We start from the raw sequence: 23,680 nt of genomic DNA, 5'->3' as shown, positions 1-23,680 counted from the left end.
GCGCTCGTCAGGGTTGGTTTCTCATCGCCTTCAGGAGGACGTCACGAGCAACGGTACTGATGCTTCGCGTGGTGACCGGAACAGGACACGCACACCCCGCCCGGCAGCGGACCGCGGCATCGGCCACGAACGCGGTCGCCAGAATGGACCTGACGGACGTCAAGCCGATGGTCGTGGTCCGTGATGACGACCCATAGTCCAGAGCGCACCTGCCGGTGCAAGCCTGGGACCAGGGGCCCGCACTAACGGGGCCGCTGACCACTGCCGTGGACATCTGGCCGGGTACGTGAACGTGCTGGTCAGGTAAGGAGAAGGCGTGCACCTGGCCCGCGGCGCACCCACCGCATGCGTGATCTGCATGCATGAAGGGAGACTGTGGCCCGATACGGGTTTCAAAACTTGCTCTGAATGGTTTGGGTTGCTTCGATGACGAGTTGTGCGTGGAGTGCTCGTTTCTCCGACGTCATGCGGGTCTCCGGGGCCGAGATGCTGAGGGCTGGGGGTGGCACAGGAGCCGCGTTCCAGGTGATAGCTGCTGCGGTGGCGAACACTCCGTCCCGCCATTCAGATGTCGTGGCGTAGCCATCGGTTGCGGCTTGCCTCACAGCCCGCATGATGTGATCTCTCTGCTTGGGATCCGCACACCGAGGCTCCTTCTCCAGCACCTCAATGATCATATCTTCCGGCATGGTCGACAGACTTGCGCGACCAGTGGAGGTCAGGGCCATCGGAGAGAGACCTCCAAGCGCCTCTACGTATCGAACTGGATGAGTACTCTCCAGTCGCTCAACGAGCAGCATGGATGGTGGTTCGGCGACTGCAAGATGGATCGTCTCGTTCGTCAGTCGGCGCAACTCCTCCATCACGGGGAGTGCCGCCGAGCGGAGCCCAAGGTCGGCGCCCGCCTGACTCGCGAGACGCGCCACTCTGCGAGTCAGCACCCACCCCGGCTCAGCGCCTGGCGATCTCGCAAGCCAGCCGGCGGACTCCAACGTCAACATGACCCGATGGATGGAACTCTTAGGTGCGTTGAGCCTGCGGGCGACCTCTGAAACGCCCACTGGTTGGCACTCACTGACAAGTTCCACCACTTGCAGGCCGCGCAGAACGCTGCGAACCCCTTGACTCCCACTACTCATCTCACTAGCCTCCATACCACCAAACGGTACGCGTTCCACTAGGCGGGACGCAAGTGCATCGAAATGATTGGAGCACATCATGAAGCGGACGAGCATTGTGGCGGTCTGCGCGATGGCAGCACTGACGCTGGCAGCTTGCGGACAGAGCGGAACAGCCGGCGACGGGGGCGGGGGCGGGCAACTGTCGGTGACCACGTGGGGTGGCACGATTCAGAAGGCCTACGAAGCCCATGCGGTCTCCGCTTTCGAGGAAGCCTCAGGCTTCAGCCTGGTCTTCACTGCTACGGACGACCTCACATCCATGGCCAAGGTGCGCGCTGAGCGCGGTGGCACGTCGACGTACGACGTCGTCAGCACTCTCCCAATACCAATGACGCAGATGGCAGCGGAAGATCTCCTGGCCCCCATCACCGAGGAAGATGTCCCCAACCTGGCTCACGTCGATGAGAAGTATCGTTCCGAGTTCGCAGTTCCGAACTTCTACAGCGCACGCTCCATCGTCTACAACGTAGACGCCGTCGGCGAGCCTCCGACCTCATGGGCAGATCTATGGGATCCCAGATTCAAGGGACGCATCGGAATTGAGACCTCCCACGAGATGGACTGGCTCTTCGCAGCAGCCGCCGCAGTCAAGGGTGCCCCACCGGAGACAGACGCCGAGTGGGACGCAGGCTGGGACTTGGTCCTCCAACTGCCGGACCAGGCTCGGTTCTATGGTGAGAGCACCAGCCAGGCAATGAATAGTGGCGAAGTCTGGATCGTCATGAGCTCGATGTCGGCCGCACGTGACATGAACGAGAACAGTGAGATGAACATCGCTGGAGTGATCCCCGAGGAAGGTACGTGGGCAAAGGTTGATCTCTCGGTGATCCCGAAGAATGCGCCAAACATCGATGAGGCCTATGACTTTCTCAACACCCTACTAGACCCAGAATCACAGGCCGCCATCTACGATGCGTCTGGGTACATACCTGCTGTCACAAACGTTGACATCCCCGACGCCGAGTTGAGCGAAGTCGCTGGTGATGCCGACGCTCGGCAACGCACCATCATGCTCGATTACGAGTACATCGCTTCCAAGACCGATGAGTGGCGTCAGCGGTGGCAGGAAGAGGTGCTCCAGCAGTGACCGCGCCACCGGTGCTTGATCGCCGGCCGCAGCGTTCAAGACGCGCACCACGGCCGGACCAGCAAGGTGCCGCGACCGTGTCTGCGCCCCTTGCCCGAATACTGCTCGTTCCGGCCAGCGTTGTCGTCATCGTGATGTGTGTGCTCCCACTCGCCTACTTTGTCCTCTTCAGCTTCACCCCTCAGGGGGCGGGGCAACTCACCGGTGAGTACACCCTGACGAACTACTCCGATTTCTTCTCGAACAACTCCTACATGGCGACACTCGGTAGGACTCTCGTTATTGCCTTCGCTGCCACCACGCTAGGGGTAGTCCTAGCGATCCCGGTCGCCAGGTGGATCAGCACAATTGGACCCAAATGGCGCACGGCGGCACTAGTAGCAGTTGTGTTCCCGATGCTCGTCGGTGACGTCATTCGGGCAATTGGATGGGCCTCCATGGTTGGGTACAGCGGCTTGATAAAGCAAGCGTTAGTTGGGCTAGGCATAGTGAGTCCTGATGCGGACCTGCAACACAACGAAGTGACAATAGTCATTGCCATGGCTAGCGCCATACTCCCCATCTTAGTCCTAATTCTTGAGGCTACATTTGAAGGGATAAACCCGGACGTCGAGCGGGCGTCGCAATCACTTGGGGTGGCCCCGACGCCGACCTTCTTTAAAGTGGTTCTTCCGCAAGCTATACCCGGACTGTTGGCAGCGAGCTCACTAATCTTTGTAATGAGCGTCAACACCTTTTCAGTGCCTCTTCTAATCGGTGGGAGCCAGGTTCCCATGATGGCACCCGTGGTGTACGAGACGATCGCCCAAGGCAACAACTGGGAACTGGGTTCAGCCATGGCTGTCACCCTCCTCGTGCTCAGCCTCAGCATAGTGGGATTGTATACATGGCTCATCAAGCGCCAGTTTGAACGGTGGAGGGTGATCTCATGAACAGGAGCAGAACTCTCACGGTAATTGGCATTGCAGCATTCATATTCATGCTGATGCCCGTTTTCATCGTCATGTGGGTCTCAGTTACCTCCTCCCAGTTCATTGCGATCCCGCCTGAAGGCTACTCGCTGCGCTGGTTCAAGTCCCTTCCCGAGAACCGTTCCCTTATGGGTGGACTTTGGTACAGCACGTGGCTGGCGGTTCTAGTATCGATTATTTCTGTCACAATTGGCGCAATGGCCGCCCTCGCCCTGGGGAAGCGAAGAATGCGTGGTAGTGGTGCCATTGGAGGTCTACTCATTCTTCCCCTGATCCTGCCGTCGATTATCGTGGGAATCGCAATTTACATTGCGTTTTTCCAGCTTTCCACGACGCTAGGGATGCGGTTGGTACCGTCAACTAGTGCTCTGCTATGGGGACACGTCCTCGTCACGTTGCCTTGGACGTTTCGACTGCTCCATAGCGGCGTCGTGACATTGGGAGACAATCTGGACAAAGCCTCCCGGGATCTGGGGAGAGGGGCACTATACACGTTATGGCATGTAAACCTTCCCCTTCTCAAAGCCCCAATCCTCGCGAGCTTCATATTTGCATTCATTTTCTCGTTCGGAAACCTCGAGATCAGTCTGTTTCTCATTGAACCCGGCGGCATTACACTCCCTGTCGCGATGATCCAGTACGCCCATCTCGGCATGGATCCGTCCCTTGCCGCCATAGCAACTGTCCAGATCGTGTTGATGGCCGTCCTGCTTTGGCTAGCGGGTCGTTTCGTGAACGTTGGAAGGGTAATGCAAAGAACATGATAACCACACGACCAAGTCCATCTCGGACGGATTCAGTGGCGGGCGATGTAGAGACGCCGGCACTCAAGACAGACTCGATCACCAAGAGCTATGGCTCAAACTTGGTGCTCGAAGAGTTGTCGCTGGAGGTGCAGAATGGTGAGTTCGTCTCTCTGCTGGGGCCGAGCGGCTGCGGCAAGACTACGACGCTCAATATCGTCTCGGGGTTTCTTCAGCCAGATTCTGGCGCCGTCCAGATCGGCGGCGTCGACGTAACCCATACTCCTGCACACAAGCGCGACAGTGCCGTTGTTTTCCAGAATTACGCGCTTTTCCCGCACATGACCGTTGAGAAGAACATTCGGTACGGATTAAAGGCCAAGCGCGTTCCTCGCGAGGAGTTGAAGGAACGGGTTGCCTGGGCCCTTCGCCTAGTTGACATTCTGGAGTTAAAGGACCGCTACCCCGGGCAGCTCTCTGGTGGACAGCAGCAGCGCGTGGCCGTAGCGCGGTCCCTGGTAATGCGACCCGGGATACTATTGATGGACGAACCTTTGTCTAACCTGGATGCGAAACTGCGTGCCGAATTGCGCCTAGAGTTGAAGGCTTTGCAGCAAGATTTGGGACAGAGCGTTCTTTTCGTCACCCACGATCAGGTGGAAGCGCTGTCTCTGTCTGACAGGATCGTGGTCATGAATCGAGGCCATGTTGAGCAGGTAGGGACCTCTCGAGAAGTGTACGAACATCCTGCGACTGTGTTCGTCGCTCGCTTCATGGGCGTGGAGAACGTCTTCGAATTGACGCGTGACAACGATATCTACCAGACTGCTGGCGGTCTTCACTTTCCCTCTCGCCTTATGGGGCCGGAAGTGTCTGCTGTCGGCATCCGCCCAAGTATGTTGCGGACGAGAGCAGAACCTGTGGAAGGCTGGACGGGCTGGGCCTCGCGGGGAGAAATCCGCTCGGTTACCTACTTGGGGGACACTGTTCGTTATGAGGTCGCTGTTGGTGATGAGACGCTGGCGGCAATCAGTTCGGACACGCACTCTGTCCTTGACCCCGGATCTACGGCGTATCTTCACGCTTCACCTGAATCATTGCTGCCGCTTGCGACCTAAGCCTGACACATTAGGAGCTTTCAGATGATATACAACGAACTGCCCAGCACACAGAAGCCCGTATCCTTGCTTGGGCTTGGGTCATACGAGACTCTCTGCTACATGGAGTACCGAGAAATTGTCAAACTTGTCTCAGTGGCCTTTGAATTGGGCGTCACACTGTTTGACGTAGCACACTATCCTCGCGCGCCACACACAGAGATAGTCTTGACGCGTGCTCTAAAGGATGCAGGTATACCCCGCGAGGACTACAGTCTGATCACGAAAGTTTGGGGTCGAGACTCTGAGAGTATGCAGTCGCAGTTGGACGAAAGCCTCTTTCGTCTCGGTCTAGACTCGGTTGATGGTGTTCTGTGCTACGGGCCCCGGTGGGACGTGGGTGACCCAGTTGGCCACGCCTCGGAGGTGGCTGGACTGGTGGAGTCTGGGCGGTCCACATGGTGGGGTGGCTTGAACTGGTCAGCGCACGACGTGGGCTTGGGTATCGGCGCACTCTCCCAAGCAGGACGCCCGCGCCCAGTTCTTATGCAGATGAAATACAACTTGGCGCGCAGGAGTATCGTTGAATCACCGGAGTACTTGAATATCTGGGAAGATGGACACCTTCTCTTGCAGGCGTCGGATAGTCTCGAGGGGGGAATCCTGGCTGGCAAAGTGGGTTCTCAGCGAGTGCTCGGGCGGGATCCTGGTGCTATCCGGCAGAGCATCCAAGAGCGAATCCCGGAATTGCGGAAGATCGCGGAAGACTTCAATGTGACGCTGGCTCAATTGTCTCTCATCTACGCAGCGACGTTTCCTTACACTGGCAATGTTCTCGTAGGGAGTTCCCGCCCAGAACAACTGCAAGAAAATGCTGCGGCTATTGACATGGTTCAAAGTGTGGGGCAAGCCGTGCGTGCGCGACTCTCAGATGTGATCATTGAGGGCCATCGTCTTGATGTGCCGCCAGGGACGGTTGTGGCGCCCGAAGACAGCCCATACGCTATTGACAGGGGCGCAGGTGCCTAGCACTATCGACGGTAGCGGATCCGCCAAAGTGGGCCACGAAGGAATCGCCTCTGTAGGGCTGATTGTACCGCCAATAGAGGGGGATATCCCAAGTGACGCTCCATTGGTTTACCCAGAAGTTGCATTTGCCGCTGTTGGGCTTGGATTGCAACGAATGGAATTGGATGACTATAGCGTAGCTGTTTCTCGGATCCTCGGCCGAGCAACCGAGCTCAAGATGCAGGGCGTTGAGGCGATAGGTGTCATGGGGACTTCGCTAACCTTCTTCGATGGCAAGGAAGGCAACTTGCGAATCGAGCAATCAGTGAGTGAATTAACTGGACTTCCGTGTGTCACAATGAGTACGGGACTTTCACTTGGGCTGCAGGGGTCCGGGTCTGAGCGGCCGGTGCTAGCTTCCGCGTACAGTTCGGAAGTTCACGGGCGATTGAATTCGTATCTTCAAGAGGAAGGGTTTGCACCCCACTATGGGGCGCACCTCGAAATAACTGCCCTCACGGATCTCGCGGACGTGTCCCCCCGTGATGTCGTGGAGCTTGGGTTCCGCGCTTGGGACGCGGCTGGGGGGTCTGGGGATGCTCTGGTGCTCTCATGTGGTGGCTTCCGTACTAGGGGCGCGATGCTTGTCCTAGAGGAGTCGCTTGGCGTTCCAGTGGTGAGTTCGGCTGTTGCCGGGTTGTGGGCGGCCGTACACGTGGCGGGTCTTGATAGTCAGGTTCCATCATTGTCGAGATTCCTCCACCACCCTCCCAAGGTCCCCAATGACCGCTTATCTGCTGGAGTCTCTGCGGGACCGAACTAGAAGGGTCTTTGGAATCTACGGTGAATCGGATCCGCTATGAGTAGTCCGCCTTCCTCGGTGTAGCAATACGGAGGTTCTGATTAGGCGGAAGTCAAGTCCGTGGCGTGGTGTATGACGGGATCCGGCATTGTGGACAACGGTTCAGCCAGATGCTCGGTGCCGTCCACGTGCTTGCCACGGCACACGCTGCGTGCTCCGACGGCGGATGCGAGTCGCGGTGCGATAGAACGGACTAAATGCGGGGCCGAGCCCGAGCAGCGCCAGGCTCCGCGCCGCGGTCGTCGGCGAAGTCAAGATCAGCGATGCCGCCTCAGACAGTGACAGCAGTTGTCGGGAGCGTGCCAGCCACCTGCCCCGCTCCCGATCGTCGTGCGGCAGCCGCAGGGCCGTCACAGCCGCGAGGTACGCACTGCGGTGGCGGAACAGGACCGACAGCCGCGAGGCGTCCTTTTCGTTCTCGAGGAAGGGTGTCACGGCGGCCGGCACCTGCGAGCCAGCATCGAGCAGGAGCGCCAGGTCGCGGTCCCGGGCAGCAGTGAGGGAACCAGGTCGGATCCGATGCTCGTAGAGCACCTGGCCGAGGTGCTCGACCCGCTCCGCCGCCGCTAGAACGGGTGCCGTGCCCATCAGGTCCGACAGGGTCGCCATCAGGGGGAAGACGTTGTCGGGCAGCACGTCGCGGCGGAACAGCTTGTTCCACAGGTGCCCCTCGAGCCGCCCGTCGAGCACGGCGTGCGCGGTCTGAGGCCCGGTGAGGTGCGTGTCGTGGGCGGGGCCGATGTGCCGGACCAGCCGGCCGTGCTCGTCGACGACGCTGGCCCGGCAGGTCACGATGGGCGCGCCCGTCTCCTTGGCCCGGGTGACGAGCACGTCGAGCAGAGCCGGGTCCCAGTCGTCGTCCCAGTCGACGAACCAGACGTAGCGACCGGTCGCCAACGACATCGCGTGGTTGCGGGCGGCTGCAGCCCCGCGGTTCTCCTCGAGCACGACCAGGCGTGCGGAAGGGATGCGGGCTCGGACAAGCTCGGCCAGTTCCGCGCTCTCCGGTGCCGGGGTCCCGTCGTCGACGACCAGGAGCTCATCGGTGTCGCTCAGGGTTGCCTCCAGGAGATCCAGCGCATCCGCGACCTCAGGACCGGGGGAGTAGAGCGGGAGAATCACACTGACTCGTGTGCCCCCACCTGTCCCCGAATCCGAGCTGCTCAGCCCAGGATCCGTCGCCACTCCGCCAGCACCTCCTCCCTGTCGAACCTGGTGCGTCGCCGCTCGTCTGCGCCGGCGAAGTCCCACGCCACCGTGCCGGTGACCGCATTGTGCACCGCGCCCGCAAACGACTGCGGGTCCGGGTCGGCCACCAGCAGACCCGGCGCCAGATCGGGCACCACGTCGCGCACCACCGGCACGTCAAGTGCGACGACCGGGAGGTGCGTCTCACCCGCCTCGAGGAGCGTGTAGCCAAAGGTCTCGGATGTCGATGGCTGCAGCAACGCGTTGGCGCTGGCCATGTGCCATGCCACGTCGTCGACATGGCCGAGCCAGGTCACCCGATGATCCACCTCCAACGTGCTCGACAGTTCGCGGAGCTTGCCTTCCTCCGGCCCGGTGCCGGCGACCGCCAGCGTCCACGTCTCGGGCAGAAGGGCCAGAGCCTGGAGCGCGAGCCGATGGTTCTTCACAGGGACCAGCGCTCCGACAGTCAACAGGCCCACATGGTCTCCGCGTGGGTGGTCGCCGCCCGCGCCACCTCCGTTCTTGTCCTGCCCGACGCCGTTGCTGCCGTCCCGGCCGCCACCTCCGTTGCCGTCCGGTCCGTCATCGTTCCCGTCGTGGTGCCCGGGCTCGGGCACGCGCGACAGCCCGGACGGGAGCAGGTTGGAGATCACGACCGGCTCGGCCCGCCAGGACGCGCGCAGCGTGTCGGCGACCTCCTCGCTGACCGCGACGACCGCACGGGCGCGGCGGTAGGCCCACCCGGCCAGGTGCATCCGCAACCTCGTGCGCGGCCCGGCCTCTCGGAGCCGCGTGGCTGTGAGCGAGTGCTCCCAGCCGACTGCACGGGGCAGGACCCTCGGCGCAGCCACGACGGTGTGAGCCGTGGCCCACAGGCCGCAGAGCACGACCGTGGCGTCGGGGCGCCGGGCCAGCAGCGCACGCAGTGCGCGCGCCCGCCGGAGCCGCCCTCGGCGTGGGAGAGCCGTCACCGGGACGGGTGCCCCGCCTGGGTCGGGACCGTGCACGAGGATGATCTCGACGGGCCGCTCGCGCGCCAGCGCGGCCGCCAGCTCCAGCAGGGCGACCTCCATCCCGCGGCGCGGCGTGAGCACACCGATGACGAGTATGACGGGGGCGGCCTCTGCGCGAGCGCCGTCACCGGTCATGGGTCACCTCGGGTGCCTCCGACTGGTCGGTGCGTGCGGGTGCGGACTCGCGCCGCGTCCGTGCCCACAGGATCCATAGGACGACCGCGAACAGCGCCTCGGCCCCGAGGCTGCTCCCGACCGCGCCCCAGATCCCGAAGTGGGGGACCAGGACCAGGAGCGCGACGACATTGACGACCGAGACGGCGAGCTGCGCCGTCGTGCGACGCCCCTGATAGCCGGCACCGGTGAGTGCGTCCGCGGGGAGCGCGCGCAGGGTGCGGAGCAGGACGAGCCCGGCGAGGGCAATGAGGACGGGCGTGACGTCGGCGAACCCCTCGCCGAGGACGGGCGGGACGAACGGAGCCAGGAGGATCACCGCCGGCACGGCGAGGAGGCAGTAGCCGAGGGTGTATTTGCTGAGTCTGCGCAGGAACGGCGACAGCGCGGCCGGGCCGCTCGCGCCGTGCCGGAACATGCGGGGGAAGGCCGCACCCAGAAGTGCACGGACCGGGGTGTAGGCCGCGTCGATCAACCGGTAGGCCGCTGTGTACACACCAGCCGCCTCCGGCCCGGCGAGTCGCGCCAGGACGATCTTGTCGGCGTCGTTGTGCACGTTGGTCAGCCCGAGGTCGGTGGCGAACAGCAGCCCTTGGCGCCACTCGCGGAGAAAGATCTGCAAGGACCACCGTGGTCGTCCGATCGCACTCCTGGCGAGGATGAAACTCACCGCCGCCCACAGGCCCGTCCCGAGGACCGCAGCAAGCGCCCACCCGGTCAGCGTGACCGGCCACGGCCCGACGACGAGGACGATCACGGCGGCCAGCCGGACGAGCGGATACCCGAGCTGGATGACGGTCTTGAGGTGCATGCGCTCGGTCGCGACAAAGACGAAGCCACTCAGGTCGATGACCCTGGCCAGGATCAGCTCGCCGGCCAGCAGCAGCGCCAGCGCCACCATCGGCGTCCCCGGCGGGAGGAGTACGGGTGCGACGAGCATCACGACGGTCCCGAGCACGACCGAGCCCAGGACGCTGACCGACAGACCGGCGCCGAACCAGTCGCGGGCGCTGTCCCGGTCCTGGGCGGCGTGCTTGACCAGCAGGGTGGTCGTACCCAGCGAGGCGAGCGGGCCGGTGATCGCGCACACCGCCATGACGGCGGCGAGGACGCCATAGGCCTCGACCCCGAGAGACCGGGTCGCCAGCACGAAATAGACGAGAAGGACAGGAGTGCGCAGGAGATAGCCCACCCCCAGGGCTGCGGTGTTGCGCGACAGGCTCAGCCCTCGGCGCCGTGTGTCGACGTCCACCCGTGGCGCACTCACCCCATCACCTCCTGCCTCACCCGCACCAGCATCTCTGCGGTCGCCCCCCGATCCCACCACGTCGCGACCGCCACGACCGCAAGGCCCAGGACGGCACCTGCCCAGCCGCCCACGACCATAGCCGCCACCAGTGCGCCGACGACGAGCAGATCGAGTGCCAGCCCGCCCGCCCACGCGTGCCCGAGCTGTCGCCCGAGCCACGCGTCCGCGACCGCGGATCGCAGCACGGTGACCCACAGCAGCGACAGCACGACGCCGAGCTCGGAGGGCATCACCAGGGTGAACCACAGGGCCAGCACGACGGCCGCAGCAAGGGCAAGGAGATTGAGCGCGAGCAGCACCCGTTGGCGATGCATGACCTTGAGTAGCCCCGAAGTCACCACCCGCCAGCGCGTCTCGACGACCACCAGCGGCAGCAGCAGCCCGACATAGTCCAGCGCGGTCCGGTAGTCCGGCAGCCACCGGGTCAGCACCACCTGGGCCGGCAGGTAGAGCAGCACCAGGGCCGCCAGCGGGCCACGCGTGCCGTCGCGCACCAGCGCGTGCACCGCCGCCCACCGCTCGCGCGGGGTATGGGCCAGCCGGGGCAGCGACAGCCAGCCCATGGCGTGGGCCGCGGTCGTCAGCAGCAGGGCCGCGCTGAACGCCAGCGACACCTGCCCGAACTCCACCACCCCCCACCGTCGCTCGACCGCGAGCCGGAGCACCCCGTGCACGGCCACCGCGGCGAGGTTGGCCAACAGCAGGAACGACCCGATGCTGATGTCCGCGCGCGTCTCCGCCCAGGCGCTGCCCTGGTGAGGGGCTGGGTTGGTCTCCTGACGTTCAGGGGCTGGGTTGGTGTCCAGAAGTTCAGGGGCTGCGTTGGTGTCCAGAAGTTCAGGGGCTGCGTCGGTCCCCTGAGCTGAAGGGGCTGCGTCGGTCCCCTGAGCTGAAGGGGCTGCGTCGGTCCCCTGAGCTTCAGCGGCACCGGTGCGAGTCGCACCGAGCAGACGCAGTATGACGATCGCCCCCGCCACCAGGCCCGTCGCCTTGGCGAGCACGTCAGCGGTCGCCAGCGCGCCCGCGTCGGCCCCGACCAGGGCGACGACGGCGAGGCTCAGCCCGACGACCAGCCCTCGCTCGGTGAGGACGACCGCGGCGAAAGGGGTGAACCGCGACGCGCTCTGCAAGGCGGCCGTCAGCAGGGTCCGCGGCACGAAGAGCACGGTCGCCGCACACGCCAGCACCCACATGAGCTGCTGCGTGGGGTCCTCGATCAGCGCAGCACCGACCAGCGCCAGGACACCCGCGGCCACCGCGACGCCGAGCAGGAGGTGCACGAAGGTGCCCACGAACCGGCCCGGGTGCAGGGCGCTCAGGTGCGTGCCGGCATACCGCAGGTGGTGGCCGTCGGGGACTCCGAAGGTGAGGTAGCCCAGCCACATCGCATAGAAGAGGTAGAGCTGCCAGTAGCCGTAGGTGCGTGGATCGAGCACGAACGGCAGCCCGAGCACGAGCACGGCGGTGGACACGGGGACCGCCAGGTGTCCGATCATTCCCCAGCCGACCACCCGGGCGGTCTTGTTCATCGCCGCACCCGGGTGAGCGAGGCGCTGGTGCGAGGTCGGTCCGCACCCACGTCCCGTGCTCCGCTGGTCGGGTCGCCGTCGCGCGCCCGATAGCTCACGAACAGCCACGCCCCCACTGCGAGCGCCGCGAGGGCCACCATGTTGTAGAGGTCGAAGGCGTTGACGAAGAAGCCGGTGAAGCTGGAGCGCGGGATGAAGAACAGCTGGCGGATCATGAGCAGCGCCAGCAGCCGGGGGACCATCCCCCAGCCGAGCATCGCGGTGAAGACGGCCGTCAGGGCGCCGATGACGATCGAGCCGAGGAAGACCCCGGGATAGCCGAGGTCGACATAGAGCTCAGCGACGAAGCTCGAGCCATAGCCGCTGCCCCGGGCGTAGACGTCGGGGATCGCGAGATAGCTGACCGTGTGGGAGAAGATGTGGCCCTCGAGCGCCCGCTCGGCGTTGTTGCCGGTCAGTTGCGTCTCACCCGTGAAGACACCGAGCAGCCGGTAGCGGACGAACTCGATGAGCGGCCCCAGGCTGTACCAGCGGCCCTCGGGAATCTCATCGGCGAACTGCTGGGTGAAGGCGATGACGTTGACGCTCACCCCCTGGGCGTGCAGGAACTCGAGCACCGGGCCGCCGCGTTCGACCCCCTGGTTCCGGCCGCGCTGGGCCACCACCTTCTGGCTGACCATCGCCATCAGCGGCACCGTGGCAACGCCGGCCAGGACGGCCCACGGCCGCAGCCACTGCGGCTCGTCCGGGGTGCGGGTCGCCTGCCGGTAGGCGAGGTAGACCACGACGAGCAGGATGTTGAGGAAGAATGTCGCGCGCTCCAGCGTGGCCAGCGAGGCAACCCCGTCAAGCAGGTAGAGACCCAGCACCGTCCAGGTCAGCCGGGGGCTGGGACGGGTCGCGAGCACCGCCATCACCGCGACGTCGTTCATCTGGCCGAGGGTCGCCACGAAGCCGGGGACCGGCACCGAGTCCTCGCTCACCTCGTAGAGCTCGTAGAACCCCTCCTCCCGCACGAAGAGAGCCAGCGCGCCCACATAGAGCAGCCGTGCCGGGGTGGTGACGGCGACCATGATGAGGCCGACCTGGCGGACTGCGGAGACCACGTGGGTCGAGCGCCCGTGCCGGCCCTCGGGCCCGTTGCTGATCCACCCCCGCAGCCAGTGGCCGGCGAACACGGCTCCGGTGCCGAGCCCGAGCAGCGCCAGGTTGAGCGACAGCAGGACGTGGGTCTCGAGTGCCGGGGTCCAGTCGACGAGACCGGAGTCGACGGAGTTGAGACCCGGCCAGACCAGATCGATCAGGTGACGGCTCAGCAGGAAGATGGCGAACGAGGCCACGAACAGCCCGAGCAGGTAGTGCCGGGAGGCGAGCGCCGCGGTGAGGCCCGCCAGGGTCAGCAGGCCGATGCAGATGGCGACCACGAGCACGTCGGGCGCCTCGAGGACGGTCCCGACGACCACCAGGACGGGCCACACGCAGGCCCCGATGACGGCCAGCACGCCGAGGCGCGAGCCCGGTCTCACCGGCGCACCTCCCCGGCGAGGGCCGCCAGCTCGTGGGCGAACCGGGCGAGCACGACCTCAGCATCCCAGCCCGCGCGCCAGGACGCCTGGTTGTGGCGGCAGACCGCGGCATACGCGTCCGGGGTCAGGGCAGCCACGCCGCGCAGGGCATCTGCCAAGTATGCCGGGTCGAGCCGTGGTGGGAGCAGGTCCAGTCCCGGTTGGCCCACCAGCAGCTCCGCGGTGCCGCCCACGTCGGTCGCCAGGACCGGCACCCCGTGGGCCATCGCCTCCATCACCGAGACCGGCACCCCCTCGCTGGTCGACACGTTCACCAGGACGGAGGGATGGTGCTCGGCATACCACCGCAGCACCTCGTCGTGGGGGAGCGGACCGGTGAGCTCGACCGAGCCCGCCACCAGCCGGGACGTCCGTCGGCGCAGAGCCGTGAGCGCTCGTGGACGGCCGCCGCCGATGTGGGTCCAGCGGAGCGGGACCCCCTCGCGCTGGAGGTCGGCCACGGCGTCGGCGACGAGGTCGAGGCGCTTGAGTGGCCGCACGGTGGAGACCGTCAGGACGTGCAGAGGAGCCTGCCGGGCGACCGGCTCGGGACTGGACCCGGTGCTGCCCAACCGTCGGGCGCTGACCTTGTGCGCGTGCTGGGGGAGCTCGGCGCGCAGTCGGACGGCTGCCGCCTCGGAGACCGGGTGGACTCGGTCCATGCGCTCCAGGAGCAGCTCGCGCTGGGGGAGGTAGCCCACCGGCGATGCCTCGACGTTGACGTCGTAGCCGTGCGCACGCGACACGACCACCGGGCGCCCCTCTGGACACTGCCCGGCGAGGAGGTCGGCGACCCGTGCGGTGACGTAGAGCCAGTAGGAGTAGATGACCTCGGGCACCTCCAGCCCGGCACCGGCCAGGGCCGCCGCGACCCGTCGCGCCACAGCCTGGGACCGCGCCTCGAAGTACACCTCGTAGGCGTAGGGGACGGGGCTGCGCGGGGGCGGGCCGGGCAGGTGTGGCAGCCCGGGACGGAGTCCGCCGCGGACCAGCCCGTCGAGGGTCAGCCGGACCCTGCCGAGCCGGCCGGCCGGCAGGTCGGGCGCGACCACGACGACGCCGGCCGGGACTGCCCTGGTCGGCTCCTGCCCCCGGGTCTGCATGGTGGGCACGACGATCACCCGGTCGAAGGCGGCCACGAGGTGGGGGAGCTCCGGCTCGAGATACTCCTCCCCGGTGCCGTAGGGGTAGCGGTTGGTCAGGAGCAGCAGGTCAGGCATCGGCGCCCACCCCGGTCCGGTAGACACCCCGACCGCCCAGCACCCGGGCGACGGTCCGGCCCAGGAGCCACAGGTCCAGGCGCAGGCACAGGTCGTCGACGTAGCGGGCGTCGAGCCGGAGCCGCTCGGTCAGCGCACCCTCGTTGCGCAGCAGCACCTGGCTGAGCCCGGTGATGCCGGGGCGGACGTCGTAGCGGCGCAGGTCCGCGGCGGTGAAGTTGGCCTGGCTGCCCGGCGGGCTGGGGCGCGGGCCGACCAGGCTCATCTGTCCGGCGAGGACGTTGAGCAGCTGGGGCAGTTCGTCGATGCTCGTGCGCCGCAGCAGCCGCCCCACGCGTGTCGTGCGCGGGTCGTCCCCGGAGCTGTAGGTCGTGCCGTCGGGGTTGCGCAGGTCCGGCGCGCCCACCCGCATGGTGCGCAGCTTGAGCATAGGGAAGGCTATTCGGTCGCGTCCCAGCCGGGGGCTGACGTGGAGGGCCGGCCCGCCGTCCTCGAGCCGCACCGCGAGGGCCGCGGCACCCACGACGACCGCCGCTCCCGGCAGCGCGGCGAGGGTGAGGGCGAGGTCGAGGGCGCGCTTACCTCCGCGGGCGTAGAGCCCCGTCACGGGCGAGCTCCTCCCGGATCTCCAGCAGGGCGGTCCGCACGCCGTGGTGCGGTCGGAAGCCGAGCACCGTGCGCGCCCTCTCCGTGCTGACCTCCTGGTCCGTGGGCTGCAGGGGAGTATGCCGCCAGGCCGGGTCGCCGCCGACCACGCGGCCGCCGATGGTGTCGCTGACGGCCTGGGCCAGTTGGGCGGGAGTCAGGAGGCGCGGGCCGGCCACGTTGAAGCACCCCCGCGCGCTGGGCGTGGTGAGGGCCAGCTCCACGGCGCGGGCGGCGTCGCCGGCATAGAGCAGGTCACGGGCCGGGCCGAGCGGCTCGTGGACCGGCAGGTCGTCGTCGCGAGCCGCCCGGCGCAGGTAGGTGCTGACCAGCCAGCCGGAGTCGTCGTGTGCCCCGAGCAGGTGGGACAACCTCAGGGTGACCACCCGGAGCCCGGCCGCCTCCGTGGTCCGGGCCCAGAGCTCGACCGCCAGCTTGGCCACCCCGTAGGCCGAGCGCGGCTCGGTCGGCGACTCCTCGGTCAGAGGTCGCGCTGCGGTGGGGTCGTAGACCGACACGCTCGAGGCCTGGACCAGCGTGGGCACGCCCGCCCGGTGGGTCGCCTCGACCAGGTGGGCACCGGTGACGACGGTGTCGGCCAGGTCCGGCGGCGGGGCCGCGTCGGCACCCCCCGTGCGGCCCGGGCGGGTCGCCGCCAGGTCGACGACCGCATCGGCACCGATCACGAGCGGGACCAGCGACGCCACGGTGTAGTCGGTGGCCTGGTGCCCCCGCGCCCCCGAGCGGGACAGGCCGAGGACCTGGTGACCGTTGTCGCTGAGGCGCGCCACGACATACTGCCCCAGCATGCCGGCCGCCCCCGCCACGACGACTCTCACCGGGCATTCGCTCCCAGGGCGCCGACCTGCTCCAGCACACTGCCCGGGGTCTCACGGCGCAAGGTCCAGGCGACCTTCTCGAGCCGGCCGTTGACGGTCCGCACCACCGTGCCGGGGGCGTAGTAGCGGGCTCGTGCCAGGATCGAGGCGTCCCGGGACGCCACGGGCCACGCGTCGTCCGGGATCACGGTCGTCCCCGGTGGCAGGCACTCGAACTCCAGCGTCGTCACCGGCTCGTCCACCCGCGGTCGGACCGGCGCCACGGGACGGATCGCGCGGGACGGAGGGAGACCGTCGGCCTCGCCGCACGCTGCGGCGATCGTGGTGGTGAGCAGGTCGTGGCCGGTGACGGCCCGCCACAACCGCCAGAGGTGGCAGCCGTCCAGGCGCGGGGAGACCTCCACCAGCCGCACGCCGGTCGGGCCGAGGATCATCTGGGCGTAGACCGGGCCCTCGCGCAGGCCGATGGCGCGGCACGCGGCGTCCAGCACCCCGACCGCCTCGACGACGTCCCGCTCGCCGGCCAGCGAGGGGAAGGTGTGCGCCCGGACCAGGCCGAACTCCTCCGGCCACACCACCCGGTCGGACACCCCGACGAAGACCAGCTCGCCATCGCGGAGATAGCCGTTGACCGACAGCTCCGGACCGGGGACGTGCTCCTCCACGAGCACGGTCCCCGTGCGGCTGCTCGACAGTGCGTGCGCCAGCGCCGGCTCGAGCTGGGCCGCCGACGTCACCAGGGTCAGCCCGCGCTGCCCCTGGCCGTCGTCCGGCTTCACGACGACCGGTGGGGCCAGGGCCGCCGGCAGGTCCGTCGTCCGTGACACCAGCGCGTGCCGCACCGAGCCGGGGGCATCGCGCAGGCGCTCGCGGACGAGGTGCTTCTCGTGGCACAGCTGCGTCGTCGGCAGGCTGGCCGGGCTGTGCAGCCCGAGCCGCTCGCTGACCTCGGCGACGACGGGCATCGCCAGGTCGGACCCGACCGAGCAGACGGCCGAGGCCCCGACCTGCTCGGCATAGCGGGTCACGGCGTCCACGTCGGTGAGGTCGAGCTGGACAACGGCGTCGGCGCTCTCCCGCGCCGCGTGCCCGCACTGCGCGGCGACGACGTGCGCCTCCCGGCCCAGCGCGTGCGCGGCCAGGACGGCCTCGGCCTGCACGGCGGCCCCGCCCAGCACGATCACCGGTCCCGACCGCACGGCCCCCCGCCGGGTCATCACGCGACGCCCTGCGCAGCCACCCGGCTGGTCCGTCCCTGCCTCAGGACGTCGGCCAGATGATGAGCGACGAGGGCCGGGTCTTCATTGTCGAGCGCGAGGTGCAGCGGCAGGGAGAGCTCCTGCTGGTAGGCGCGGAGCGCGTTGGGCACCACGACGGCCGGATCGCCGAGCCAGTGGTAGGCGCTGAGCAGCGGGATCGGCTTGAAGTGCACGTTCGTGGCGATCCCGCGGTCGCCCAGCTCCTGGATGACGGCATTGCGCTGCGCCTCGTCCCACTCGGCCCGGACCATGTAGAGGTGCCCGGAGGAGATGTGCCGGGACCCGACGTGCCGGGGGCAGGTGACGTCCACGCCGGTGAGGGCCTCGTCATAGAGCCGCGCGAGCTCGTGGCGGCGCCGGACGTTCGCGGGGTAGCGGCGCAGCTGGGACAGCCCGAGGGCCGCGAGCACGTCGGGCATGTTCCACTTGTAGCCGGAGCAGGTGATGTCGTACTCCCACTGCCCGGCAAGGGTCTTGGTGAGCGCGTCCTTGGTCTGTCCCTGCATCCCCAGCACCGAGGCCGTGGCATAGATCCCGGGCACCTGCTCCTGCAGGGCTGCCGACCACATCAGCGCGCCGCCCTCTGCAGACGTCAGGTTCTTGACGGCGTGGAACGAGAGAGCCGCGAAGTCCACCAGGCTCGCGGCCGGCACCCCGTCGAGCATGGCGCCGAGGGAGTGCGCGGCGTCGGCGATCAGCGCGATCCGGCCGATCGCCTCACCGACCGTGGCCGTCGGAGCGGGTGCCGGGGCGGCAGCCAGGGCCTGCGCCAGCGCCGGGTAGTCACAGGGCAGGCCGCCGACGTCGACCGCGATGACGGCGCGGGTGCGCGGGGTGATGAGCGCGGCGACGGAGTCGGGGTCGATGAGGAAGCTGCCGGGGGCACAGTCGGCGAGCACGGGGGTGGCGCCGGTGTGGACGATGGCGTTGATCGTGGCGGCGTAGGTGTAGGCGCTGGTGATGACCTCGTCACCGGTGCCGACCCCGACCAGGCGCAGCGCCAGCTCGAGGGCGGCCGAGCAGGAGTTGGTCACCTTGCCGCGCGGCACGCCGCAGACCTCGGCCAGCTCGGCCTCGAACTGCGCGGCGACCGGCCCGGTGGTGATCCAGCCCGAGCGCAGCACGGCGGTGACCGCCTCGATGTCCTCGTCAGTGATGGATGGTGTGGCGAAACCGATAGGGAGTGGCATCGATCAGTCCTCGGAGAGCGCGTAGGCGGGGAGGTGGAGCCCGGGGACCGGGCAGGGCAGCGGTTCACCGATGTGCCAGTGTCGGGAGGTGACGCGGTCGGGGGACAGCGGGTCGACGCGGACCCGGGTGAGCAGCGGGTGGTCGGTGGGCAGGCGTTGCTCGTCGCGCCCGACCAGCGCCTCGGTGAGCTTCTCTCCCGGGCGCAGACCGGTGTAGACGATGTCGACGTCCCGGCGACCGCTGAGGGTGAGCAGGGTCCGGGCCACGTCGTCGATGCGCACCGGCTGACCCATGTCGAGCACGACCACGTCACCGTCGCTGCCCTGGGCCGCGGCCTGGAGGACCAGCTGGCACGCCTCAGGGATGGTCATGAAGAAGCGCTCGACGTCGGGGTGGGTCACGGTGAGCGGACCCCCCTGACGGATCTGCTCGGTGAAGGCCGGGATGACCGAGCCACGGGAGCCCAGGACGTTGCCGAACCGGACGGAGGCGTAGCGGCCCGGCTGGGTGCGGGACCACTCGGCGGTGAGTCGCTCGGCCAGCCGCTTGCTCAGCCCCAGCACGCAGGTCGGGTCTGCCGCCTTGTCGGTGGAGATGTTGACGAGGGTGCCGACGCCGGACCGGGCAGCGGCGTCCAGGACGTTGCGCGTGCCCAGGACGTTGGTCAGCCACGCCTCGTGCGGGTGCTTCTGCAGCAGCGGCAGGTGTTTGAGGGCCGCGGCGTGGAAGACCAGGTCGGGTCGGGCTGCCGCGAAGACGTCGACGAGCCGCTCGTGGTCGCGGATGTCGGCCAGGATCAGGTCGTCACCCTCGAGCAGCCCCTGCCCGGTGAGCGAGAGCTGGGTGGCGTGCAGCGCCGACTCGTCCCGGTCGAGCATCAGCAGTCGGGCCGGACCGTGGCGGGCAACCTGACGGCACAGCTCCGAGCCGATCGACCCACCGGCACCGGTGATCAGGACGACGCGACCCTGGATCTGGTCGGTGATGGCCGACTCGTCCAGCCGCACGGGGCGGCGTCCGAGCAGGTCCTCGAGGCTGACGTCGCGCAGGTCCTCCAGCCGCGGGTGGGCCCCCAGGAGGGCCTCCAGCCGGGGCAGCACGAGCACCTTGAGTCCGATGCTGTGAGCCAGCTGCCGGATGTCGCGCAGGTCCTCGCTGCGGATCGACGGGACCGCAACGACCAGGTGGGTGGCGTCGGCGCGCGCCGCCACCTCGGGCAGGAGGGTGCGGTCGCCGAGGACCGGGATGCCGTGGCACCGCAGTCTGCGCTTGCGGGGGTCGTCGTCGACGAAGGCGACGGGGCGGTAGTGCCCGTCCTCGTCGGAGAGCATGCTGGCCACCAGCTGCCGGCCACCGGCACCCGCGCCAAGGATGATCGTGCGGGCACCGTGGTTGCGCGCGGTCGCCTGACGGTGCTGGGTGACCCGGGCACCCAGGCGCGGGCCGAGCATGAGGGCCGCGGCGACGGCGGTGCCGGCCAGTCCCAGCACGGGCGGGTGCTCACCGGTCGCCCAGATGACGACCGTCAGGAGCAGACCGGCGACGGCGGCCGAGCGGGCGGCGGCGGCCGCCTCGTCGAACGAGCCGCGCTCCTGCCGGGTGAGGTAGAGGCCGAGATAGCACCCGACCACCACGTGCAGGAGCCCGGCGGCGAGACCCAGCCCGCCGAGCTCAGGCAGGAGGAGGAAGTGGTCAGCGTCCTTGTGGGGCACCCAGGCCAGGACGGTGAGGGCCGCGACCCAGCAGAGCACGTCGAGGGCAGCCCAGCCCCACCGGTGTGGTCCAACCACGCGCCAAGCCCAGTGAAGTGATCGCGAGACCATTTGCACCTGCCAGCCCCTTCGCCGCCCAATGGGGAACGCTCTCAGCTGAACGCAAGGCACAGCCTAGAGGCAAAGAGGAGTTCATGGAATAGCCATCTAAAATTCATGGAATCTCAAAGTTTCGTCTGCATGACGCAACAGACGCGGACAGGGTTGGACGCCCTGGCAGGGATCAGCGGGGTCAGCCTCGGCGCGCTCAGGAGCCGGCGAGCGCGGCCTGGAACGCCGCGGCCCACTCCTCCGCGGTGGCCTCGTCCGGGGCCGACTCGCGGAGGTCGACCAGGGAAACTCGCTCGTCGTGGTCCTCCACCCAGGCGAGGATGCCGTCAGCCACGTCGGACCCGTAGAGGCCGGGCGGTCCGATCACCACGAGGACCGGCAGGTCCGGACCGACCTCGTCCACCAGTTGGTCAAGCGAGGCGGCGACGCCACTGGGTGTGCTCTCCCTGCCGAGGGACACCATCACCGCGTCAACATCCCCGGCGGCTTCGAGGAACTCGCTGGTGCGTCCGGCGGCTTCTGAGACCGTCGTGTCAGCGCGACTGGCGTTCCAGATCGTGAGCTGAGCTCCCTCGCCCTCCGAGATGAGGTCGGCCTCGTTGAAACTGACATCCGCCGCCTCACCCCAGTGGTGGATCTGCACAGGGCGCTCCGCGGCGACCAGCCCGGCCCACTGGTGGACCCACTGGGAGCGCAGGTTGCTGAAGCCGTCCCCGATGACGAACAGGTCGGCGTCCTGGGTGGACCAGGCGGACACCCAGTCACCGACGGTCGGTGCGGGCAGGGTCGTCGGCGGCGTGTCTGCAGCTGTGGCCGTGCCGGTCGTGTCCGCAGCGTTAGGTGCCGCACTCGACTCGACAGCCGCGTCGGAGGACGACGCCGGGTCGAGCGCGTGCGCGACCCCCGCCGTCGGGGCTTCTGAGGGGCTGCCAACGCTCCACACTGCCAGGGCCGTCAGCGAGATGGCGACGACTGCGAGCGTGCCGAGCAACACGTCCTGCAGTCTCGTGCTGAGTTCCATGTGGGGCCCGCCGGGGCTCGGTCAGTGCAGCGACTGCTACTTCGCCGCCAGGGCCTACTGCTCCGCGGCCTTGGCGTCGGCGAGCGCCTTGGGCAGGTGGCCCGTGGACTTCTGGTAGAGCTTGGTGGCCTGGCGGTTGGCCAGCATCCGGCTGAGCCCGACGACGGCCCCGGAGAGCACCGCGAAGGCGATGGCCTCCTTGACGTCGATGTCCGGGTCCTCGGGGTTGGCCGGGGAGTCACCGCCGGAGACGAACTTCCACGTCCCGTCGGTCACCTTGCGCGCCACGACGCTCGCGGCGATCGCGGCACCCGCCGCCAGCAGTTTCCACACCAGATTTCCCATGGCCCTAGACTGCCACGGCGCTCAGACCGGCGCCTGCGCAGGACCCGGATCAGCCGCTCTGGAGCGCCTCGTGGAAGGCGTCGGCCCACTGCTCGGCGGTGGCCTGCTCCGGCGCGGACTCGCGCAGGTCGACCACGGCGACCCGGTCCTCATGGTCCTGAGCCCAGGTGAGTATGCCGTCACTCACCTCGTCGGCGTCCAGACTGGCCGGGCTGGTCACGGCCAGGACCGGCAGGTCGGACCCCAGCTCCTCCATCAGCAGGTCGAGCGAGGCGTCGACGTCCTCCCCGGCGCTGCTCCGGCCGAGCGACACCAGCACCGCGTCCACGTCGCTGGCCTCGGAGAGGAAGGTGTCCGTGCGCTCGGCCGCGTCCTCGATCGAGGTCGCCCGGCGGCTGGCGTTCCAGATCGTCAGGCCCGACCCGTCGCCCTCGGAGAGGACGTCCGGGTCGTTGAAGGTGACGTCCGCTGCCTCCGCCCAGTGCCGGATCTCCACCGGTCGCTCCGCGGCGACCAGTCCCGCCCACTGGTGGATCCACTGAGACCGCAGGTTGCTGAAGCCGTCGCCGATGACGAGCAAGTTGGCGTCGTCACCCGCCCAGGCATCGACCCAGGCCGACACATCCACTGCACCATCCTCGGTGGTCGCGGTCGTGTCGGTAACGTCCACCAGCGGGGTGGCTGTCTGAGTGGTGTCCGGTGCCGCCGTGGGACCAGTGGTCGTCACGTCCGGGGTGGTGACGGTCGTCTGGGGGTCGTCGAGCGAGGGGTGCGGCTGGCGCACACTCCAGATGGCGAAGCCGGACGCCCGAATGGCGACGACGCCGAGCACGGCCAGGAGCGCGTTCTGCGCGCGGTTGTCGAGCCCCATGGGCTAGGTGCTGTCCGCCACGTTGCGGGCGCGACGCCGCCGCGACCGCGCGCTCCGGGACCGGCGTTGCGGGGCGTGCGCCTCGACGGTCTCGCGATACTCCTCGTAGGCCTGGCGGTAGGCGTCCGGACCCTTGACCGGCAGTCGGTTGGCGACGAGTCCCACGACATTGCCGCCCACCCGGTCCAGGTCGTTCAGCGTGCGCTGCAGCTCGTCGCGACGGACGATCCCGACTCCCACGACGACGATGGTGCCATCCGCAATGGTGGACAGGATTGCCGAGTCGGTGACGGCCATCATCGGCGGCCCATCAATGATGACGTAGTCAAACTCGTTGGCTAGTCTCTCCATCAGTTGGCTCATCGCGTTGGACCCGAGCAACTCGCTGGGGTTCGGCGGGATCTGGCCGCACCCGATGACCCGCATGTTGGTCACGTAGGGCTGCATAACGTCCTCGACCTCGGCGCGACCGACTAGGACCTCGGTGAGGCCTGCGGCTCCCTCCAAGCCCATGTAGTCCATGACGCGCGGACGTCGCAGGTCACCCTCGACCAGACACACTGTGAAGCCGGTCTCGGCGAGGGTCAGAGCGAGATTAGTCGCAGTGGTGCTCTTGCCCTCGCCCAGCACCGATGAAGTGATGAGACGACCCAGGTGTTGCGCTCGGTGAGGATGTGACCTTCCAGGTCGAGCCGGGTCCACAAGGGCGCAATAATCGCAATGACCCAGGCAATGC

At 67.6% G+C, this 23,680-nt stretch carries 20 protein-coding genes; 4 read left to right on the top strand and 16 right to left on the bottom strand.

Annotated features, from left to right (window positions below):
• Positions 1 to 392 precede the first annotated feature (392 nt).
• Positions 393 to 863 carry an IclR family transcriptional regulator C-terminal domain-containing protein gene (locus MWU75_RS11585; RefSeq protein WP_247090781.1) on the bottom strand — a complete coding sequence of 157 codons (471 nt, stop codon included), beginning with the start codon at positions 861 to 863 and terminating at the stop codon, positions 393 to 395.
• A gap of 355 nt (positions 864 to 1,218) precedes the next feature.
• Here MWU75_RS11585 and MWU75_RS11580 point away from each other — a divergent pair, with 355 nt between their 5' ends.
• From MWU75_RS11580 to MWU75_RS11565, 4 genes are all read left to right on the top strand, one after another.
• Entirely contained in the window at positions 1,219 to 2,268 is a 1,050-nt protein-coding gene (locus MWU75_RS11580) for an extracellular solute-binding protein (RefSeq protein WP_247090779.1), read from the top strand.
• A gap of 77 nt (positions 2,269 to 2,345) precedes the next feature.
• On the top strand, positions 2,346 to 3,200 hold the full coding sequence (locus tag MWU75_RS11575; RefSeq protein ID WP_247090777.1) for an ABC transporter permease: 855 nt from the start codon (positions 2,346 to 2,348) through the stop codon (positions 3,198 to 3,200).
• Positions 3,197 to 4,003 carry an ABC transporter permease subunit gene (locus MWU75_RS11570; RefSeq protein WP_247090775.1) on the top strand — a complete coding sequence of 269 codons (807 nt, stop codon included), beginning with the start codon at positions 3,197 to 3,199 and terminating at the stop codon, positions 4,001 to 4,003. Before MWU75_RS11575 ends, MWU75_RS11570 begins: the two co-directional genes overlap by 4 nt.
• Before the next feature lie 35 nt (positions 4,004 to 4,038).
• Positions 4,039 to 5,100: an ABC transporter ATP-binding protein gene (locus MWU75_RS11565; protein WP_247090773.1), complete on the top strand. Its 1,062-nt coding sequence runs from the start codon at positions 4,039 to 4,041 to the stop codon at positions 5,098 to 5,100.
• Positions 5,101 to 7,051: 1,951 nt separating this feature from the next.
• Here MWU75_RS11565 and MWU75_RS11560 read toward each other — a convergent pair.
• The 15 genes from MWU75_RS11560 to MWU75_RS11490 all read right to left on the bottom strand — a co-directional run bounded on the left by MWU75_RS11560 (position 7,052) and on the right by MWU75_RS11490 (position 23,646).
• The gene (locus MWU75_RS11560; protein WP_247090771.1) at positions 7,052 to 8,071 is read right to left on the bottom strand and encodes a glycosyltransferase; all 1,020 of its coding nucleotides are present in this window, start codon (positions 8,069 to 8,071) and stop codon (positions 7,052 to 7,054) included.
• A 41-nt stretch (positions 8,072 to 8,112) separates the two neighbouring features.
• Positions 8,113 to 9,288 (bottom strand): glycosyltransferase, encoded by a 1,176-nt coding sequence (locus MWU75_RS11555; protein WP_247090769.1) that lies wholly within the window; start codon positions 9,286 to 9,288, stop codon positions 8,113 to 8,115.
• Entirely contained in the window at positions 9,278 to 10,594 is a 1,317-nt protein-coding gene (locus tag MWU75_RS11550) for an oligosaccharide flippase family protein (protein ID WP_247090767.1), read from the bottom strand. The genes MWU75_RS11555 and MWU75_RS11550 overlap by 11 nt, the downstream gene beginning before the upstream one ends.
• Positions 10,591 to 12,165, bottom strand: coding sequence for a hypothetical protein (locus tag MWU75_RS11545; protein ID WP_247090765.1), 1,575 nt, complete (start codon positions 12,163 to 12,165; stop codon positions 10,591 to 10,593). The genes MWU75_RS11550 and MWU75_RS11545 overlap by 4 nt, the downstream gene beginning before the upstream one ends.
• A complete protein-coding gene (locus tag MWU75_RS11540; RefSeq protein ID WP_247090762.1) occupies positions 12,162 to 13,691 on the bottom strand; it encodes an O-antigen polysaccharide polymerase Wzy family protein in 1,530 nt (509 codons plus the stop codon). The genes MWU75_RS11545 and MWU75_RS11540 overlap by 4 nt, the downstream gene beginning before the upstream one ends.
• A complete protein-coding gene (locus MWU75_RS11535) occupies positions 13,688 to 14,950 on the bottom strand; it encodes a glycosyltransferase (protein WP_247090760.1) in 1,263 nt (420 codons plus the stop codon). Before MWU75_RS11535 ends, MWU75_RS11540 begins: the two co-directional genes overlap by 4 nt.
• Positions 14,943 to 15,557, bottom strand: coding sequence for a sugar transferase (locus tag MWU75_RS11530; RefSeq protein ID WP_247090758.1), 615 nt, complete (start codon positions 15,555 to 15,557; stop codon positions 14,943 to 14,945). Before MWU75_RS11530 ends, MWU75_RS11535 begins: the two co-directional genes overlap by 8 nt.
• Entirely contained in the window at positions 15,529 to 16,434 is a 906-nt protein-coding gene (locus MWU75_RS11525; RefSeq protein ID WP_247090755.1) for an NAD(P)-dependent oxidoreductase, read from the bottom strand. Before MWU75_RS11525 ends, MWU75_RS11530 begins: the two co-directional genes overlap by 29 nt.
• Positions 16,431 to 17,651, bottom strand: a complete 1,221-nt coding sequence (locus MWU75_RS11520) for an ATP-grasp domain-containing protein (protein WP_247090753.1) — start codon at positions 17,649 to 17,651, stop codon at positions 16,431 to 16,433. Before MWU75_RS11520 ends, MWU75_RS11525 begins: the two co-directional genes overlap by 4 nt.
• Positions 17,651 to 18,883 (bottom strand): DegT/DnrJ/EryC1/StrS aminotransferase family protein, encoded by a 1,233-nt coding sequence (locus MWU75_RS11515; RefSeq protein WP_247090751.1) that lies wholly within the window; start codon positions 18,881 to 18,883, stop codon positions 17,651 to 17,653. Before MWU75_RS11515 ends, MWU75_RS11520 begins: the two co-directional genes overlap by 1 nt.
• Before the next feature lie 3 nt (positions 18,884 to 18,886).
• Positions 18,887 to 20,674 (bottom strand): nucleoside-diphosphate sugar epimerase/dehydratase, encoded by a 1,788-nt coding sequence (locus MWU75_RS11510; RefSeq protein WP_247090749.1) that lies wholly within the window; start codon positions 20,672 to 20,674, stop codon positions 18,887 to 18,889.
• Between the two features lie 229 nt (positions 20,675 to 20,903).
• Entirely contained in the window at positions 20,904 to 21,701 is a 798-nt protein-coding gene (locus MWU75_RS11505) for a hypothetical protein (RefSeq protein ID WP_247090746.1), read from the bottom strand.
• Positions 21,702 to 21,782: 81 nt separating this feature from the next.
• Positions 21,783 to 22,073: a DUF4235 domain-containing protein gene (locus MWU75_RS11500; protein WP_247090744.1), complete on the bottom strand. Its 291-nt coding sequence runs from the start codon at positions 22,071 to 22,073 to the stop codon at positions 21,783 to 21,785.
• Between the two features lie 49 nt (positions 22,074 to 22,122).
• Positions 22,123 to 22,944, bottom strand: a complete 822-nt coding sequence (locus tag MWU75_RS11495) for a hypothetical protein (RefSeq protein WP_247090742.1) — start codon at positions 22,942 to 22,944, stop codon at positions 22,123 to 22,125.
• Between the two features lie 3 nt (positions 22,945 to 22,947).
• Positions 22,948 to 23,646 (bottom strand): CpsD/CapB family tyrosine-protein kinase, encoded by a 699-nt coding sequence (locus tag MWU75_RS11490; protein ID WP_348647763.1) that lies wholly within the window; start codon positions 23,644 to 23,646, stop codon positions 22,948 to 22,950.
• Between the last annotated feature and the right edge of the window lie 34 nt (positions 23,647 to 23,680).

Source organism: Ornithinimicrobium sp. F0845 (assembly GCF_023015765.1).
Classification (GTDB): domain Bacteria; phylum Actinomycetota; class Actinomycetes; order Actinomycetales; family Dermatophilaceae; genus Ornithinicoccus.
Note: the sequence above shows the minus strand (reverse complement) of the source record. Positions and strands in the feature narration are given on the sequence as shown.

Coding starts and splice junctions, on each gene's coding strand:
- MWU75_RS11585 (WP_247090781.1), bottom strand. CDS start 863: ATGGAGGAGTTGCGCCGACTGACGAACGAGACGATCCATCTTGCAGTC.
- MWU75_RS11580 (WP_247090779.1), top strand. CDS start 1,219: ATGAAGCGGACGAGCATTGTGGCGGTCTGCGCGATGGCAGCACTGACG.
- MWU75_RS11570 (WP_247090775.1), top strand. CDS start 3,197: ATGAACAGGAGCAGAACTCTCACGGTAATTGGCATTGCAGCATTCATA.
- MWU75_RS11555 (WP_247090769.1), bottom strand. CDS start 9,288: ATGACCGGTGACGGCGCTCGCGCAGAGGCCGCCCCCGTCATACTCGTC.
- MWU75_RS11545 (WP_247090765.1), bottom strand. CDS start 12,165: ATGAACAAGACCGCCCGGGTGGTCGGCTGGGGAATGATCGGACACCTG.
- MWU75_RS11535 (WP_247090760.1), bottom strand. CDS start 14,950: ATGCCTGACCTGCTGCTCCTGACCAACCGCTACCCCTACGGCACCGGG.
- MWU75_RS11520 (WP_247090753.1), bottom strand. CDS start 17,651: ATGACCCGGCGGGGGGCCGTGCGGTCGGGACCGGTGATCGTGCTGGGC.
- MWU75_RS11515 (WP_247090751.1), bottom strand. CDS start 18,883: ATGCCACTCCCTATCGGTTTCGCCACACCATCCATCACTGACGAGGAC.
- MWU75_RS11500 (WP_247090744.1), bottom strand. CDS start 22,073: ATGGGAAATCTGGTGTGGAAACTGCTGGCGGCGGGTGCCGCGATCGCC.
- MWU75_RS11495 (WP_247090742.1), bottom strand. CDS start 22,944: ATGGGGCTCGACAACCGCGCGCAGAACGCGCTCCTGGCCGTGCTCGGC.